General features: G+C 42.8%; 14 protein-coding genes. 3 read left to right on the top strand and 11 right to left on the bottom strand.

Translation table 11 applies throughout. The features are described from left to right. Positions 1–164: 164 nt before the first annotated feature. Positions 165–1,445 (bottom strand): hypothetical protein, encoded by a 1,281-nt coding sequence (locus IFO66_RS15950; protein ID WP_192026121.1) that lies wholly within the window; start codon positions 1,443–1,445, stop codon positions 165–167. Positions 1,446–1,725: 280 nt separating this feature from the next. Continuing rightward, entirely contained in the window at positions 1,726–3,621 is a 1,896-nt protein-coding gene (locus IFO66_RS15955; RefSeq protein ID WP_192026122.1) for a PrkA family serine protein kinase, read from the bottom strand. Between the two features lie 345 nt (positions 3,622–3,966). Between IFO66_RS15955 and IFO66_RS15960 the strand changes: the two genes are divergently transcribed. Then, on the top strand, positions 3,967–4,767 hold the full coding sequence (locus IFO66_RS15960; RefSeq protein WP_225445818.1) for a DUF2161 family putative PD-(D/E)XK-type phosphodiesterase: 801 nt from the start codon (positions 3,967–3,969) through the stop codon (positions 4,765–4,767). A 15-nt stretch (positions 4,768–4,782) separates the two neighbouring features. Here IFO66_RS15960 and IFO66_RS15965 read toward each other — a convergent pair whose 3' ends face one another. Together IFO66_RS15965 and IFO66_RS15970 are read right to left on the bottom strand one after the other, a co-directional pair. Beyond that, a complete protein-coding gene (locus IFO66_RS15965) occupies positions 4,783–5,997 on the bottom strand; it encodes an aminotransferase-like domain-containing protein (protein WP_192026123.1) in 1,215 nt (404 codons plus the stop codon). Between the two features lie 145 nt (positions 5,998–6,142). Further along, entirely contained in the window at positions 6,143–8,497 is a 2,355-nt protein-coding gene (locus IFO66_RS15970; protein WP_192026124.1) for a hypothetical protein, read from the bottom strand. Positions 8,498–8,845: 348 nt separating this feature from the next. Here IFO66_RS15970 and IFO66_RS15975 point away from each other — a divergent pair, with 348 nt between their 5' ends. Continuing rightward, the gene (locus tag IFO66_RS15975) at positions 8,846–9,256 is read left to right on the top strand and encodes a hypothetical protein (RefSeq protein WP_028594358.1); all 411 of its coding nucleotides are present in this window, start codon (positions 8,846–8,848) and stop codon (positions 9,254–9,256) included. A gap of 13 nt (positions 9,257–9,269) precedes the next feature. Further along, a complete protein-coding gene (locus IFO66_RS15980; RefSeq protein WP_192026125.1) occupies positions 9,270–10,331 on the top strand; it encodes a phosphodiester glycosidase family protein in 1,062 nt (353 codons plus the stop codon). A gap of 367 nt (positions 10,332–10,698) precedes the next feature. Here IFO66_RS15980 and IFO66_RS15985 read toward each other — a convergent pair whose 3' ends face one another. From IFO66_RS15985 to IFO66_RS16015, 7 genes are all read right to left on the bottom strand, one after another. Continuing rightward, a complete protein-coding gene (locus IFO66_RS15985; RefSeq protein ID WP_028594356.1) occupies positions 10,699–10,947 on the bottom strand; it encodes an AbrB/MazE/SpoVT family DNA-binding domain-containing protein in 249 nt (82 codons plus the stop codon). 216 nt (positions 10,948–11,163) lie between these two features. Then, positions 11,164–11,628, bottom strand: a complete 465-nt coding sequence (gene trmL, locus IFO66_RS15990) for a tRNA (uridine(34)/cytosine(34)/5-carboxymethylaminomethyluridine(34)-2'-O)-methyltransferase TrmL (protein ID WP_192026126.1) — start codon at positions 11,626–11,628, stop codon at positions 11,164–11,166. A 323-nt stretch (positions 11,629–11,951) separates the two neighbouring features. After that, complete coding sequence (locus IFO66_RS15995) at positions 11,952–13,352, bottom strand: acyl-CoA thioesterase/bile acid-CoA:amino acid N-acyltransferase family protein (protein ID WP_192026127.1); 1,401 nt, start codon at positions 13,350–13,352, stop codon at positions 11,952–11,954. A 25-nt stretch (positions 13,353–13,377) separates the two neighbouring features. After that, complete coding sequence (locus IFO66_RS16000; RefSeq protein ID WP_192026128.1) at positions 13,378–13,953, bottom strand: helix-turn-helix transcriptional regulator; 576 nt, start codon at positions 13,951–13,953, stop codon at positions 13,378–13,380. 217 nt (positions 13,954–14,170) lie between these two features. Further along, complete coding sequence (locus tag IFO66_RS16005) at positions 14,171–14,503, bottom strand: hypothetical protein (RefSeq protein WP_192026129.1); 333 nt, start codon at positions 14,501–14,503, stop codon at positions 14,171–14,173. Between the two features lie 146 nt (positions 14,504–14,649). Further along, on the bottom strand, positions 14,650–15,912 hold the full coding sequence (fabD, locus tag IFO66_RS16010) for an ACP S-malonyltransferase (RefSeq protein WP_192026130.1): 1,263 nt from the start codon (positions 15,910–15,912) through the stop codon (positions 14,650–14,652). A gap of 232 nt (positions 15,913–16,144) precedes the next feature. Further along, positions 16,145–17,431 (bottom strand): MFS transporter, encoded by a 1,287-nt coding sequence (locus IFO66_RS16015; RefSeq protein ID WP_028592996.1) that lies wholly within the window; start codon positions 17,429–17,431, stop codon positions 16,145–16,147. Between the last annotated feature and the right edge of the window lie 55 nt (positions 17,432–17,486).

Raw genomic sequence — 17,486 nt, forward strand, 5'->3', positions numbered from 1 at the left:
TCCAGCTTCCTTCAGATTCTGCCTCACGACAGACACCCTTGCTCTTGGCTAACGGTAGGCGTTCGCCAGCCCCCGTTCGGGACTTTCACCCTAGAGATGACGCCCATGCTGGGCGTACAACAATAAGAGAAGCGGCCTCATACAGCCGCTTCTTTGTGTCCACTTTATTGGGAAGTATAGTCTTGACCTGTCACACTGTGTACTTGTCCTGTCGCTTGATAATTCGTTAGCGCAGAACCCTGATGACCACCTTGTGCATGATAAATGTAGCTATGCACTTGACCCGTTGGTTGATACGATTGTGGCACTACGTTCTGATGCGCACCATGCGTTTCCGCTGTTACACTGTGAGCCTGGCCCGTTGGATGATAATTCGTTGGCTGCGTATGCGCATAGCTATTCACTTGACCGGTTGGCTGATACGATTGCGGCACTACGTACTGGTGTGCACCATGGGTTTCCGCTGTTACACTGTGTACTTGACCTGTTGGTTGGTAATGGGATTGTTGTGCATGAACGTGACTCTGTACTTGTCCTGTTGGTTGATAATGCGAGTCAGGTGCATGCGCTTGACTTTGTACTTGGCCAATTGGCTCATAGTGTACTTGCGTTTCTTGCACATGGGCATAACTCTGCACTTGACCTGTTGATTCGTAATGCGGTACCACTTCTTGATGTGCTCCATGCGTTTCCGCTGTAATACTGTGTACTTGGCCCGTTGATTGATAGTGCGTTTCTGGTGCATGCACATGGCTCTGTACTTGTCCTGTTGGTTGATAATGCGTGTCAGGTGCATGCGCTTGACTTTGTACTTGGCCAATTGGCTGATAGTGCACTTGCGTTTCTTGCACATGAGCATAACTCTGTACTTGACCTGTTGGATCGGTATGCGGCACCACTTCTTGATGCGCTCCATGGGTCTCTGCTGTTACGCTGTGTACCTGACCCGTAGGTTGATAGTGGGTTTGCTGCGCATGGACATAGCTTTGCACTTGTCCTGTTGGATGGTAATGGGCTTCAGGTGCATGCGCATAGCTTTGGACTTGACCCGTTGAATGATAATGGGATTCTTGCGCATGAGCATGGCTGTGTATTGGTCCTGTTGGCTGATACGATTGCGGCACTACGTTCTGATGCGCGCCATGCGTATGTGCAGTTACACTGTGTACTTGACCTGTTGGCTGGTAATGTTGAGCTGCGCCATAATAGTTGTGTCCTGCTGCTGAATAACCAGCTTGGTTATGTAAGGAACCACCTTGCGAATATCCGCCTCCATAGGAACCAGCAGTACCGCTGCTATACCCTGTATAAGCTGGGTATGTATTTTGTTGTTGCGAAAGCGTGTGTCCATATCCACCATAGGACGAATTAGATACGTGCTGCTCTATTCCATGAGCATGCTGCAACAATTGAGGAGCCTGATGACGCGATTGGTTGTTAGGCATGAAGTAGCCTCCTTTTAGAAATGTTCTGTCATGACGCTGAAGCATGAAATGCTCAGATTCAGCACATGACGTTATTATGCTTCCAAAGAGAGGAACCTTATTCATCCAATTGTGAATAAACCTCCATGTCATATTTCCCTATTTCCTCACCCTAACAACTCGAATGTTCTTGATGTATACGAACCTAAACACAAACAGCCTGCATGCAATTCGCATACAGGCCTTTACCATCTTCACGAAAATGACAACACACTCATTAGATCCAATAACAAACAAACCATCACCGGTTCAATAAGCTGCCAACATAACGAAGAAGCTCATTCGCGCACACTGAGCAATAGCCATGCTCATCAATAAGTCGAGCTGTTACTTCATTAATCCGCTTCAATTGATTCTCATCAGGCGTCTTCGTCGAAGTCGTAATTTTGACGATATCTTTCAAGTCTGAAAATAGCTTCTTCTCAATTGCCTCACGCAAACGATCATGGCTGTTATAATCGAACTTCCTGCCTTTTCGAGAATAGGAGGATAACCGAATGAGAATCTCTTCACGGAATGCTTTCTTCGCATTTTCCGATACCCCTATTTGCTCCTCAATCGAGCGCATGAGCCTCTCATCCGGGTCCATTTCCTCATCTGTAAGCGGATCTCGGATTTTTTTCCAATTGCAAAATGCTTCTATATTGTCTAGATAGTTCTCAAACAACGTCTTCGCCGACTCTTCAAACGAATATACAAATGCCTTCTGTACTTCTTTCTTCGCTAGCGAATCATATTCTTTGCGAGCAACGGAAATAAAGTTCAAATTCCGCTCTCGTTCTTCTTTTGTAATGGATGCATGCTGATCCAAGCCATCTTTTAGCGCACGAAGTACATCCAGCGCGTTAATGCACGAAAGATTTTGCTTAATCAAAGCACTGGAAATTCGGTTAATGACATATCGTGGGTCTACCCCTGACATTCCTTCTTCAATATACTCGCTCTGCATTTCCTTCAGATCATTTTCCTTGTAACCTTCAACTTCTTCACCATCGTACATTCTCATCTTCTTCAATAAATCCATACCTTGCTTCTTCGTTTCTTTCAATCGTGTCAAAATGGAGAATATTGCAGCCGCGCGCAGCGCATGCGGGGCAATATGGATATGGTGCATGTCACTCTGACCGACCAATTTCTCATATATTTTCTCTTCTTCTGAAACCTTCAAATTGTAAGGAATCGGCATTACGATCATGCGAGATTGAAGAGCTTCATTTTTCTTATTCGAAATAAAGGCACGGTATTCAGATTCATTCGTATGCGCGATAATTAATTCATCCGCTGAGATCAGAGCGAATCTTCCTGCCTTAAAGTTGCCTTCTTGCGTTAAGGAAAGCAAGTTCCAGAGAAATTTCTCATCGCACTTCAGCATCTCTTGGAACTCCATGACACCCCGGTTCGCTTTATTCAGTTCACCGTCGAAACGATAGGCCCTTGGATCAGATTCAGAGCCATACTCGGTAATTGTTGAGAAATCAATGCTTCCCGTTAAATCTGCAATATCTTGAGATTTCGGATCAGACGGACTAAACGTTCCGATACCAATTCGATTCTCCTCTGAGATAAGCACGCGCTCAACTAATACCTTTTCAATTTCTCCATTGTATTCCGTACGGAGACGCATTTGGCAGGAAGGGCATAAATTGCCCTCAATCCGAACGCCAAGTGCTTTCTCGACTTCTGGTCGAAGTTCATTCGGTACGAGATGCAAAGGTTCTTCGTGCATCGGGCAGCCTTTGATCGCAAATACAGCGCCTCGCTCTTGCCGCGAATATTGTTCCAAACCGCGCTTGAGCATCGTGACAAGTGTCGATTTTCCCCCACTTACTGGCCCCATGAGTAATAATATCCGTTTGCGCACATCCAGTCGCTTCGCTGCCGAGTGAAAGTACTCTTCTACTAATTTTTCAATCGCTCGATCCAATCCGAAAATTTCCTGTTCAAAAAACTTGTAACGCTTATGCCCATTCACTTCTTCCACGCCATGTGAAGAAATCATTTCATACACCCTTGCATGGGCGGTCATCGCCGGAGCGGGGTCGTTTCGCAACAGTTCTACGTATTCTTTGAACGTACCGGTCCAGCCAAGCCGTTCACTCTCGGCACGGTGTTCAGCTATTCGCTTGAAAATGTCCATCCCTCTTACCTCCATTGCTCCCGATTCACAACACTGCCCTCCATCGCCGTCTTTCTTCTGTCGTCGTTGTTATTAATAGGCACGTGCCAACTTGAGAATTGACTCGCGCTAATGACCCAGCAAACTTAAAAAGAAAAGTGTATTACATACCTATGCGCATAGGTGGGATTAGTTTCTAACAATTTTGCCTGAGACAACATTGTTACGTTCTCATATAGGAGGCATGACGAGACGGTTCAAACACTAGCTAGCACGAATCGTGATATAATGGAGGTTGTAGCTATTAGGAGTGTTTTGCATACAGCATGGAGGCTGTGCATGAAATAGACAAGGATGGGATGTAGGATGACGAAACGACAAGAAACGGAGCTGTATGCACCTTTAAAACAATATTGGGAGCAGTTAGGGTATGAAGTCCGTGCTGAAGTACGGCACTGTGATCTCGTTGCCATTCATCCACAATGTCCAGAGCAGCCAGTCATTGTCGAGATGAAAGCAAGCGCGAATCTTACCTTACTGCTGCAAGCGCTGGACAGACAAAAATCGGCTGCGCACGTTTTCATCGCAATAGAAGCCAAACGCAGCAAACAAGCCAATCAGAAGCGACTGCGTGCTGTTGCTGAGCTGTGCCGTCGCATCGGTATTGGCTTCTTAACGGTAACGCTTTATGCTCGCAAACCAGCGTTTGTAGAACTGCATACTGCACCCTACGGGTGGGAAGACCGAAGCTCTCGCTTCTTGTACTCAAACTTAGGAACAGGTGGTAGCATTCATGAAGACAACGAGACTTATGATGATCATGATCAAACTCCCCCTATTATTCCTCCAAAAAAGCCAATGGCAGCTCGCCAAGCCAAATTAATACGAGAGTTCAACGGTCGCAGCGGCGATTACAATGTTGGCGGCTCCACGAAACGCCCACTCGTTACTGCTTACCGAGAGAAGGCACTTCGAGTTGCTCTCGCTTTACAGCAAGGGCAAAGCAAGCCTGTTCGAGTCAAAGAAGCAAGCGGCATTGGAGATGCCGCTGCTATTCTACGCCACAATTATTATGGGTGGTTCGCCCGCATTGAACGTGGTCAATACGCTTTGACTAGAGATGGTGAGGCAGCATTGCTGCAATATGCCGAAATTGTAGATGTATAAGTCGGATATTACTTGTTACACATCCGCATAGCGACCCGTAAATTCGCCAATCGCTTCCCCAAGCCGTTCCATACCTGAACGAATAACATCAGGGGAAGCAAAGGAGTAATTGAGCCGCATCGTATTGCGTTTACAGTCTTCCACATAAAATGGGAAGCCTGGTACGAAAGCAACACCTTTCTGTACAGCAACGCGAAGCAAATGTTCAGCATCCAATCCTTCAGGAAGTTCCAGCCACAAAAACATTCCGCCTTGCGGCTTGTTCCACTGTGAACCTTTCCATACATCATTCTGCTGCAAGCTTGTTATCATCGTCTCCATACGTTCCTTATAAATGAGAGACACTTTATGAACATGATCATCCAGTGAAAAGGAATCGGAACGGAGTAGCTCACTTAATAGGAGCTGATCCAAAACACTAGAATGCAAATCGGCCGACTGCTTGCCTCGCGCCAACATTTGAATAATACGCCGATCCGCAGCAACCCAACCTGTACGCAGACCAGGGGCAACCAGCTTGCTAAACGTACTCGTATATACAACGAGTCGATCTGGCGCATCACCTTCCAAGGCAGCTATTGTTGGCAATTGATGATTCGTGAAGCTTAACTCCCCATATGGATCATCCTCAAAAATAACGGTTCCTGTGCGACGACACTGATCCAACAATGCTTGACGACGAGCCAAGCTCCATACACGTCCCGTTGGATTGCTAAATGTCGGAACCACATACACCATCTTCGGACGATATTTGTCCAACTTGTAAGCAAGATCTTCTGGAATCATGCCCTCTGCATCACTTTGCACTCCAACAACTTGCGCGCCGTACAGCTTCATTACCTGCAAGCATGCCAAGTATGTAGGGTTCTCTACTAACACAACATCACCTGGATCAATAAATGCTTTGGCCATCAAATCAATCGTTTGCTGTGAGCCAGACGTTAGCATAACCATAGCAGGTTCAACCGCGATCTTTTTGTGAAGCTCCATGCGTTTCGCCAATTGCTCGCGCAGTTCCATAATGCCTTCCGTTACTCCATACTGCAAAGCTTTAGGACTTTGCTTAAGAACGATATTACTGACCTTGCGAATTGCTTCCATCGGAAACCATTCCTCAGCAGGGAGCCCCCCTGCAAAGGAGATGATCGATTTACCTTGGGTAAGTTGTAAAATATCACGAACAACCGAACTTTCTACGGATTGAATACGATTGGAAAACATAAATTGCATCTGTCAACGCTCCTTTCATCTTTCTAAAAAGAATACACTCCGCCCTCTCGGTTGGCAATTGTTTAATGATGAATAACGAAAAAAACAGAACGAGGAAAGTCTCCCTTCGTTCTGTCTTCTATAAATATATACGTCTAAAACGCGCCTATTTCGTTGATACATTCCCACTTCGTGCAAACTCAGACTGCTTCTCTGAGCTCAGCGGCACATTTACTTGGAGGTAGGAGCCAATCTGATCAGGATATTGCGCGGAAACGAATTTACCATCCAGCATCGTTACTCGGTTACGTAATTGTTTAAACGTATATTCCTCAATGACTGCCTCATTCATATCGTAATGGAACCCAATCCCATTGTCTTGATAAACAATATGAGCATAACCATCATGAACATTAATCTGAAGCTGAAGCTCCGTTGCATATCCGTTTACTTTTCCATTGTATAATAGCAGCTGAGAAATACGAAATACACCTGTGACCCATTCTTCTGACTGGATATCCAATACAAGAGAAGGCTCATCTACGTGAAGAATCACTTTCGTTCGATCTGCGAACTCCCTCTCAACCCATTGACGAAGGGCGTTAGCGAACCCAGCTGTTTTTAACAGGGTAGGCTTTAACGTCTGACATACATGCTGCAACTGGCTGTTTACTTCAAAAATACTTTCTTTCACTTCAACCAAAACGATTTTGTGCATATCTTTGCTCAACTCAGAATCTGCACTGTGAAGGCTTTCTTCTAATGCTACCGTGACATCATGAAGTAGACGCATGACGCGCTTCTGAATCTCCGAAGAGAATCTACTCCGTTCCTGCTCGTCCATATCGAAGAGATCACCCATCACATTGCGTTCTATCGATTGTCTTAACTTGGAGTTTCTATCTGTATAGCAAGACAATTGCGTACGGAGCGTTTGAACATGATAAATATGATTCAAGCTAAGTGATAAATAAGTAATCACTTGCTGCATCCACTTATCTTCTTCATGGTTGAGCTTCGCCTTCGTAGATTTACGAACGATGACGACATAGTAAATCGAGTCCGACTGCAAATTGATTTCATACCAGAAGTAATGATGATGACGGAAATGAGAAGATTTCAACTGACGCTCTACTTTTTCTTGGTCGACATCGCCTTCAACTGACATTTCAATCGTACCCAAATGGTCTTTTCGCACAAGCGCAACTCCATCAGCATCAAGCGCATTCATAATGAGCGGAAGAATTCTCGTATACCACTCGTCTTGATACTGATGCTGGCCAAGCCGCTCCGCAATGACAAGCAATGCGTGATGCAGCTTGTGCTTCCGCGGAATTAGAACGGTTTCTAATCTATTTACATAATGGTCCAGCGTATGCGTAATGGCAGTAATCACAAATACCATAAACAAATATGTGAAAAATTGATAACTAAAAGGACCCTCCTGTTTAAATACGACACCGTACCATCCTAGAATGAGCGCACTCGGTACCATTGCAATTAATACATGAACAAACAATCTCCTAAGAATGACACCTATATCATTCAGTTGATAACGCATCGTCAACAATGCAAATACAAGCAGCATCATGATGGCAATCCAACCAGCAACAAGCGGAGGCACAAACGGCGGTAAGCCCATCAAATGCGGAATGAAAGACAGACCAATGACTGGTATAGCCGCAATGCTCACGATTACAAATACGATGAATACGACCGAGCTGAAATACGAGCGCTCATGCCTAAATCTTAAATATAATCTCGTTATGTAGATTAATGTGACGCCTACGACAAAGGCAAAAAATAAATAAGTTATCATGTCATCAAATTGAGTGGAGGCATAGGACCACTGTGTCAATAAATACATCCATTTGACAACAAGACAAATAATAAGCGAACCGTACAGCCATTTAATATGATTCATCGGCAACTTAATGCTAGACTTCTCTTGTATAAAAGAACAAATAAATTGCAGGAACAAAATCGGCAAAATCATAATACCGCTATACATTAACCATCTACCTACAATATCTCCACGTATCGAAGCACCATAAGCGACATACACCAAACTAATCGCTAAAAAGAGCAAACTCAACTGCACAATCGCTGTAGATGCTCCTCGTCTTCGATATAGGAACTGCGAGATAAAGAGCAAAAATATCGTAGATACAACAGGCAATACATCGTATAGATGATGAGGTTCCCCAGGAGTCAGATATAGAAAATGATAATATCCGTCTCTCTCTAGTAAAACATTGTCCGCTTGTTCAAGCTTTCCCCACTTTTGCAAATAAAAATGGGTCGCAGCGTCATGTCCATTTACCTCAACTAGCCGGTCGCCCTTCTGTATATGAAATTCTGCACCGACTCCCCCATTAAGCGCGTAGGATACACGCCAATCATCATCGTCCAATTTGGCATACACACCAATAAAAGGGTGTGAAAATGTGACAATTATAAGCCAAATATATACGAGACCGAGAGCAATCAGCCCACACTTGCGTATAAAAGTAAGATTCATCTTTTCCCTCAATCCTATAACAATTACGAATTATGATAAGCGCACAATTCGACGCTATTCTCTAAAAACTAACATACTTTGATTGTATAGAAGCATGCTCATATACGCAATGAAAAAAAGTACTATCTAGGTCATTCGAAATCGAGCATTTATTGCACGGATGAAAGGTTACTTCTATCGCCATTCCAAAATGTAATGGGATTAAAGAAGTAGAAATCTATCAACTTATATGTAGGGAGAAGCAGAATGTTGTCCTTTTTGCTTGCGCTTGACGGTCGTGATAGAATGATAGGATGTATTGAAAGATTTGGGTCAACTTGGATAAAAGTAGCTTTGAGGTGATTAGATATGCAACCTTCTTTCGAGAATGAGCGGGAAGCTTCCCGTAGATCCCGAACGAAGGCGAACAGAGTAAGCCCCGCATGGTTCTTATTGTTCTGGTTCGTCATGATTGCGGTCGGGATAACCGCAACTTATTATTACAGTCAGCACATGAAGCAATCCATGATTGAACAGGTGCAGGCACAAACTAATGCGCAGATTACTAGTATGCAGCGCAATTACGAGAAACAGTTGAAGCAAATGAATGAGAAGCTCGACCAATTGCAAAGCAAAGTTCAGTCATTTAATGAATTGCTGGAGTTCACGAAGGACAATGCGTCCAACAAGACAGATAACAGCAATAAGCTTTACTCTCAGTTGAATGAAGTGAAGAAGCAGTTAGCAGCGCTGCAGCAGAAAATGGAGCTTTTAAAATGATTGAGGCCAGCCGATGACACAAGTTAAGCGTATAAATCGCATATTTATGATGGCTGTCGCACCGTTCATCGGGATGATGATATTTATCCTCATCTCTTCCTTACAAGTATCCATTCAACTGACGATGCCAGACAATACTTCCTTCACGCAAGATTGGAATGAAAGTCAGAAGCAAATCACGCTAGGGTTAACGAAAGCCCAGCACACCGCGGAGTATACGATGGAGACGGTAGGTCGTGTTTCTAAGCTGTATCAGAAGACAACGAACACCATGAATTCGATTGTGAACACCGCTTCTGCACAAGCTAAACGTCCTGAACAAATTTATAATCGCCGCATTACAGCCAAGCTTGGCACACCTATGGACCAGGTTAACAGCGATAAACTGACAGCAGAATTATATCGCATAGGTTCGACATCCTATAATGGCTACGCGATGAAAGTAAAGCTTAAATCACCAGAAGCAATGAAAATGACGCTAGGCAATGACAAGTTCGGTGGTACCGAAACGACTATGCAAGCTGTACAGCGTTATGGCGCTATTGCTGGTGTAAATGCAGGCGGTTACGCAGATGGCCGTGGTGGACGATATCCGTTAGGCACTACCGTTATGAATGGCAAGTATATAGGTGGTTTCCATCCAAGCTTCAAGGATCTTACCTTTGTAGGCTTTAATAAAGAGGCTAAGCTTATCGGTGGCAAGTTCTACAGCCAATATCAATTGGACAAGATGGACCCACATTTCGGTGCCAGCTTCGTTCCTCAGCTTCTGCATAACGGCGTCTCCTTAAAGATTCCTGAGAAATGGGCAAGCTCACGCGCTCCACGAACCGTTATCGGAAACTATAAAGACGATCAGCTTCTTATTATGGTTGTAGATGGCTATGATGAGAACGGAAAGTCGGGTGCTTTGCTGTCAGAGATGCAGAAGAAGATGCAAAATCTCGGTGTGCAGGATGCTTATACGCTCGATGGTGGCGGTTCATCTTCTTTAATTTTCAAAGGAAGAGTTGTCAATAATCCTTCAGATGGACACCTTCGTCAATTACCGACACATTTCTTGTTTTTTAAATAATCTCTATCCAAGAACGATCGATGAATAGATTCAAAATGGGTAGCTGAAATTTCCGTTCTACATTCATGTTTTCATTTTCTTTTTGGAATGTATTGGTTATAATGATGGTAGTTTGTAGGAGGTGCTTCATATGACATTCTGGATTATTATGCTCGTATTCGTTTTGTTCTTGTTGGCTATGTTCACCTCTGGATACAACGAAGACAAGACCGCTGGTCTGTAACATCATTGACCAATAAGAGCAATGCGAGACGTCGGCCAAGCGCCGGCGTCTTTACGTATTTCCCTATTTCCCTCAATCATATGTAGTTTTTCGATAACAAAAAAGAGACATTGATCTCGCAATGTCTCTTCCTTGCCCCCTATGTTACCTTACCAAGTGCGTCATTTCGGTCATACATGTTGAACAGATATACCGTTCTTTAAATTCTGCTACGCCATCCATATTACCGCAGAATACACATTTTGGACGATAACGCTCCAAAATGATATGATCCCCTTGAACTAAAATTTCTACAGGATCTCCTTCATTCATCTGATAACGTTTACGTAGTGACTTCGGAAGTACAATGCGCCCCAATTGATCGACTTTACGGACTACACCGGCAGGTTTCATCAGATCCACCTCTCTTTACTATCTCTCATGACTTACCCTTTTTGAACTCTGCCCCTACTTATTCGATGCCTGATCTGAAAATCCTGCTGAAATTTGTCAATTTTTTTAGGTTTGCATTATTTTTTGTAACAAAGTGACTAATTGTCACACAAAATCACGTTATTAGGTCTCCATACTCATAATTGTAGGCGATATTTCTCACCTAACCTAGTTCCGTTAATCCAAGCCTGGGTAATCTAGTTGTCTCAGTGCTTCATATACGACGATGGCTGCCGTATTAGACAAATTCAAGGAACGAACTTTGTCTGTCATCGGCATTCTCATACATGTTTCCGCATTTGCAGCAATTAACGATTCAGGCAACCCCTTCGTTTCTTTACCGAATACGAAGAAATCTCCGTCTCGGAATTGAAAATCACTGAAATTGTTCTTTGTTTTTGTTGTTGCATAAAAAAAACGCGCTCCCGCGTGTTTGTCCTGTAGCTCCGCAAACGAATCATAATATTGAACTTGCACGGCACTCCAGTAATCCAAGCCAGCACGCTTCAACGTGCGATCATCCGTATTAAACCCTAATGGTCTAACCAAATGCAGATGGGTCCCTGTCGCTGCGCATGTACGAGCAATATTGCCTGTATTTGCAGGAATTTCAGGTTCGACGAGTACGATATTCAGAGCCATCTGTTATTTCACCTCACATTCATTCATGCCCTTATTATACACCAATGCACAAAATGAATCGATAAATGTCTGTAAGGGTTATAGCCATAACTCGTCAGGCTGCTGTATAAACACTGTGTAAACATATCTCACCTCAAGAGGTAAGGAAAAATAAGGAGGGGGATCCGCACATTTTGTTCCTTTCATATGACAATACAAAGCGCACGAGTCCGTTGTTCCCTCCCGTTTCTTAGCTATGGCAAATATCGTTACATGATAGAAAGAATACATTCATTACGATCTATTGTGAGATATGCGCTAACGTGTTCGTGAATTCGATAGAGTCATTCCTTTACAACGTTAGGTACGGGATAGGATTCGCTTAGATGACCATTAGCAGTCTTTTGTAAAAACGATACGATTGCTTTCCATGCATGCTGTTCAGCCGCAGCCACTGCAGCAGGGCTCACGTTAGGATGGAACACAACCGCGGGCAAGTTAGGAAGGAAGAAGGAGTGTCCTGCATCTGGGTAGCGTAAGTGTTTCACTTTATATGAATATTCATAATTAGACAATGTATGAACGATAGACAAGCTCATATCTGAAGTTGGACCCATTTCATCTTGATCACCTGAAATAAGCAGCACATTTGCGCTCATTCTTTCGACTGGAATTCGAGACTGTTCAACCGCATCCGAATTTTGTAGAGCTCGTGTAATCGTATCTCGCAAGCTGGATTTATCAAAAGATGCAGTTACTGCATAATCGTCTGGATACGGCAGAAATGCTAGCGGTGCACCCGCATAAGACCAAGAGGATTGGGGGGTGTAATTCGTCATTGAGATCCCTTGCATAACAATATGGGCAGGAGCAATAGCTACAACGGAGCTAATCGATTCATGGTATGTGCTTCCTAGAAGCAGCGCGAGTTCACCACCTTTAGAAATACCGACAACCCCTATCCGTTCACTGTCAACTTCGGCTCTCTGCTGTAACCAATTGATACAAGCTCCAAACTGCTCTAGCGGAATATTTACTAATTCATGAGGTAAACCATAACTGCCTTGATAATCAAAGTAAGCAACAGCCATCGCTGCAATTCCTCTCGAAGCAAGCACAGAAGCAATGTGTGTCGACCAACCAAATCCACCGCCCGAGCCGCCTACAACGATAACTCCGGGCAACTTGTTATGTTCCTTGTTGGTAGTTGTAGAGGTGGCTGGCATATAGTATTGGCCAATAAATCCTTCCGTCACATCAAGCACCTGAACATGCTCAGCTACAAAGTCCATTTCGAAGGAATGTTCAGCCACAATTGTTTTCACTTTACTTGTATCGTCTCTTTCAGTATCGTAGGTATTTCCTTGTACAGGACTTTGCTCATATACTTTTACATTATAGCGATTAGGATTCAAGCTCATCTTCATATAAAAAGGAATAGAGTGTGCATGCTCCCAAGATAGTTCCCCAGCCTGCTCCTTCAACTGCATAGACCAGAACAAACCATTAGCCATGATACCGCAATAGCTCCCGCTGCGAGCTGGATGGATAGCCGTATCTAGTTCTCCATTATGATCAGCTTCAAACTGTGCACGGGCGCACCAAGTACGACCTAGATCATCCAACATCTCAACATCAAGCTCATACAACCATTGTGGATGAAGTCCCGTAATACGCAGACTTATTGGCTCATCTATCATACGGCTTGCTCGATTTACCTCTATCAACGCGTTTCCCTTGTTCATGCTTTGAAACCCTCCCCATTCATCATTATTGTTCATCCTTTACAGGAGGAAACTCGATTGCGGACTGAGCTTGCATATCACTGAGACAGTCTTTCAATTTGTGCAAATAGTTGAGCTGTATCTCGTATTGCTCGAACATATTCTCGAAGCTGAGCGCAATATAGGCCGGAAGCGGTGCATAGGATTCTTTGGCTTGTTGCCCTAGCTTCATACTTGCTAACCCTGTTTGTAACAACGTAATTTGCTCATCTATCGCCTTCACAGCCATCTCAGTGGGCAGCATGTGCAGGAAGGAAACCGCTGTGTAAAATGTAGTCGGCAGTTCAATCGAAGATTGTGCAAGCGACTGCCTCAACATGTTCATCATCTCTTCTCTGCCTTGCTCTGTTATCGAATATATCGCTTTGGCTCTGTGCCCCGTATGCTCTACAGCTTCAATCTGAACGAGCTGTTCTTTCTCCATTTTTTTTAGCGCATGATAGATTGATCCTGGTAATATGCCGGCCCATTTATCCGTCTCCGATATTTGCATGTACGTTTGCATTTCATAACCTGACATCGGCTTCATCATCAGTAATCCAAGTACCATTAAGCGTGCCACTGCATTCACCTCGAGTTTATATTTAACGATGTATAATCAACATTGACTATTTGATTTTCTATAATTTAACACAACGCTCCTAACGTGTAAATAGGAGATTAGGAGTTTTTTTCAAAGAAAATTAAAGGCGCTCAGTCCCCATTAGCACTCTAGATGAACAAATACATGCAAAAGGACCTTAAAGAATTGCTCCTTTAAGGTCCTTAAGTTGCCGAAACTAAGATGACTTTTTGCGTTCAAATAACTTATATCGCTCATTATCCCAGTTCGCTAACAACGTATTTTCATCCACCTGATATATTTTCGTACCTTTGGAAAGTTGATTGGAAGAGAATTCTTTTGTTGGCAGTTGATTAGTTCGTACCATCTTCGATACCGATCCTACCTGGCTTACATTAGGATATTGTGATTTGGCTACCAAGTTGTCTCCTATGTACTCCTGATTGTTGTAGATCAGAATGGAAGCATACGTTTGAGATTCTCCACTGCAACCAATGAATAAAGTAGTGAACATGCAAAAAAGAGCTATAGCTATAATACCCTTCTTCACTTTATCACCCCGCTTATGAATCGTTACTTAATAGCATACAAGAAACACCAGGTAAGCAAAAGATGCTCATTACAATAGACGATCCATAAGCCCATTTTGTTTCTGTGAAATGAAAGTTTTTCTATATCCCTTAAAGTTATTTTTACTTATACTATTAATAGGCGTTCATTCTTATGGAACGATATATCTGTATTGGATTTGTTTAATAAGATACTTATCCGTTTATGACATTCCTCTTGAGGGACTCCTTTTGTCACTAGAATTCGTTGCAGCAACGTTAATGCCTTACTTATTTCTTCCTCGTTTGAATGACGTTGTTCTTTCATAATCAATTGATAGAGACTCTGAATATCCCGGCATGGTCCCACAACTCCTTTTTGGTAAGCTTCTTCATCCCAATTCGTATTACGTGTACTCACCGCAGCCCCTAAGCAAAGAGCTACTAAATCCGGTACTTTTTTGTCACTTCGCACGAATAGACTGAGTTCTTTTTTTATTGCTTCTCTATCAATCTCATTATCATAGGCGTAAACTAAAACATTCGATAATGTTTGTAAAGTAATCTTCTTAAGAACATCCTTAGGCCCCATTTCAACCCAATGGGTCACCCCATTACTGTATAAATGAGTAAGAACCTTTGTCCAACGAACTGCTCCCGTCAGTTGAGCTGCCAACACAGATCGGATGTCATCATCTTTTGAATACAAACGTCCCTCATGACAATTCATAACGGGTATGTTCATATCTCCTAGATCCATTTCTGATAAAGCTGTAATCATAGGGCTTACAGCTCCCATCATATATGTACTATGAAATGGACCGCTAACGTTTAGAGGAATTACAGTCGCTCCTATTATTCGAAGGTGCTCTTCTACAAAGGAGATTCCTTCCGTACTTCCTGAAAGTATCGTCTGAGTAGGAGTATTATAGTTTGCAATTTGAACATCGCAGCCTTTCTTTTCTAACTCTTTCAATACATTCTCGATAGTGGATGGTTCCATATTCGTGACTGCTATCATCCCACCCTTATTGTCATTTGAGCAAGAGGCCATAGCCTCTCCCCTAATTCGTGCTAGTTTCACTGCGTCAGTAAACGGAAATACTCCAGCTGCGGTTAATGCGGATAATTCACCAAGACTATGTCCAGCTAAATAAGAAGGCCGGAGACCTTCGTTGACAGCAACTTCAAACATAGCCACACTAAGTGTTAAAATAGCTGGTTGTGTATTTTCGGTCTTTGTTAAAACCTCTGATGTACTATTAAAACATAAGTCAGATATATCAACCCCCAATACCTCAGACGCTTCTGAAAACCGTCGACGTACAGATTCATATCGTTCAAAAAATATTTTCCCCATACGAACATATTGTGATCCTTGACCCGAGAACAAAAACGCTATTTTATTCATATCGTACGCCCCCTTCGTTGACTGCTTATAACGCAGCGCAGTGCAGTACATTGCACAAAAAGTCGCCAACCGGTCAATGATTGTAAGAATCAAACACAACCGATGTTGGCGACTCCAACATGTCCTATAAAAGTCTCTCGTACAAAATAAAAGCTCCCTTTAATTGCTTATTCCATTTTTCAATTTTGCAATTTAACTCCAGGAGGAAGCTACCTCCATTTTTGAATTACGACTACACTTCTTTACTAGAAGCGGCTTCTGAAGAAGCCAACTTACTCTCTTCATGAGTTGCCTTAAAGAAATCCCGTAATGATTTATTACGATGAGCCATATAACCAACCACAAACAAAATAAGGCTGGAGCCAATCATAAAGTATGAGAAATCTACTTGTTCTAACAGCAATCCATATATCCACATCCCGATTGGAACGGAGATCGTTGTAACGGTACTTACAACTCCGAAAATACTAGCTCTTATGTGATCTGGCACATACAGTTGAACATAGGAGACCATTGGAATATTTCCCATAGACATCAACATTCCAGTAGATGCAAGTATGATGATGTAACCGAACGTAATCCAACCGGTAGCTTGAATATCAACAAATGGTAACTTCGGAAAAGCCCATAGCACTAGTGCAACTGCCTGCAATTGAAATAATACAAATATTTTATTGGAGATAAATGTACTCAACTTCCTCAGTGATATTAATATCGCTCCGATAATCAGACCTGCCGAGGCTGCTGCTTCAATAAATGCTAGCTGATGAGCTGACATCTTTAATTCTTGGTAAATAATAAACGGCAGTACTAATCCCATAGCAGGTGCAATAATGAAGTTTGTGACGATAAATACACCTAACAAATATTTAATAGCAGAACGTTGATAGATATATTGATAAACTTCTTTTAGACTGTCCCAATACGGTTTCTTATGTTCTTCAGCAGCCTGACTCTTCTTAAATACTAAGAATATATTAACGATTCCAGATGCGATAAAAGCGATACCATTAACGAGAAGAATCGTACCTAAGTCCATGATACTGTAAGCGACAGCACCAACGATTGGCCCCGCTATGTTGAGAAGTGCATTGATACTTTGGTTACTAGAGTTTACTGCAGAAACTCGATCAGCAGAGACGAGAAGGGGAACAGATGCACTCACTCCTAAGCTGAATAGAGCTTGCAACGTACTAAGAACAAGCGCATAGCCAATGAATAACCCTATATGTGTTGGATAAAATTGAAATGCGACCAGAAAGAGAAGGATGGCTACCCCGCTTAAAAGATCACACATGACAAGTACCTTTTTCTTGTCCGAACGGTCGATATACACACCCGCAAAAATATCCACAATTACACTAGGGATATACATACAAGCTAATACAATTGAGAACATGCTGGCCGAACCTGTTATATCTAAGATGTAAAGACTCAATGCAAACTTGAACATGGACGTCATTAATTCTGAAAGCAGCCTACTGATACTGAACAACACTATATTTCGAGTATTATTCATATCCCCCTACCTTTCTATCCATTAATTTGTAAACAATTCCTTTGCTTTTCATCGA

This window comes from Paenibacillus arenosi (assembly GCF_014841135.1).
GTDB lineage: Bacteria > Bacillota > Bacilli > Paenibacillales > Paenibacillaceae > Paenibacillus_B > Paenibacillus_B arenosi.

What these genes read in the sequence shown, in the direction of transcription:
- IFO66_RS15950 (WP_192026121.1), bottom strand. Translation starts at nt 1,445, where the DNA reads ATGCCTAACAACCAATCGCGTCATCAGGCTCCTCAATTGTTGCAGCAT.
- IFO66_RS15955 (WP_192026122.1), bottom strand. Translation starts at nt 3,621, where the DNA reads ATGGACATTTTCAAGCGAATAGCTGAACACCGTGCCGAGAGTGAACGG.
- IFO66_RS15960 (WP_225445818.1), top strand. Translation starts at nt 3,967, where the DNA reads ATGACGAAACGACAAGAAACGGAGCTGTATGCACCTTTAAAACAATAT.
- IFO66_RS15965 (WP_192026123.1), bottom strand. Translation starts at nt 5,997, where the DNA reads ATGCAATTTATGTTTTCCAATCGTATTCAATCCGTAGAAAGTTCGGTT.
- IFO66_RS15970 (WP_192026124.1), bottom strand. Translation starts at nt 8,497, where the DNA reads ATGAATCTTACTTTTATACGCAAGTGTGGGCTGATTGCTCTCGGTCTC.
- IFO66_RS15975 (WP_028594358.1), top strand. Translation starts at nt 8,846, where the DNA reads ATGCAACCTTCTTTCGAGAATGAGCGGGAAGCTTCCCGTAGATCCCGA.
- IFO66_RS15980 (WP_192026125.1), top strand. Translation starts at nt 9,270, where the DNA reads ATGACACAAGTTAAGCGTATAAATCGCATATTTATGATGGCTGTCGCA.
- IFO66_RS15985 (WP_028594356.1), bottom strand. Translation starts at nt 10,947, where the DNA reads ATGAAACCTGCCGGTGTAGTCCGTAAAGTCGATCAATTGGGGCGCATT.
- trmL (WP_192026126.1), bottom strand. Translation starts at nt 11,628, where the DNA reads ATGGCTCTGAATATCGTACTCGTCGAACCTGAAATTCCTGCAAATACA.
- IFO66_RS15995 (WP_192026127.1), bottom strand. Translation starts at nt 13,352, where the DNA reads ATGAACAAGGGAAACGCGTTGATAGAGGTAAATCGAGCAAGCCGTATG.
- fabD (WP_192026130.1), bottom strand. Translation starts at nt 15,912, where the DNA reads ATGAATAAAATAGCGTTTTTGTTCTCGGGTCAAGGATCACAATATGTT.
- IFO66_RS16015 (WP_028592996.1), bottom strand. Translation starts at nt 17,431, where the DNA reads ATGAATAATACTCGAAATATAGTGTTGTTCAGTATCAGTAGGCTGCTT.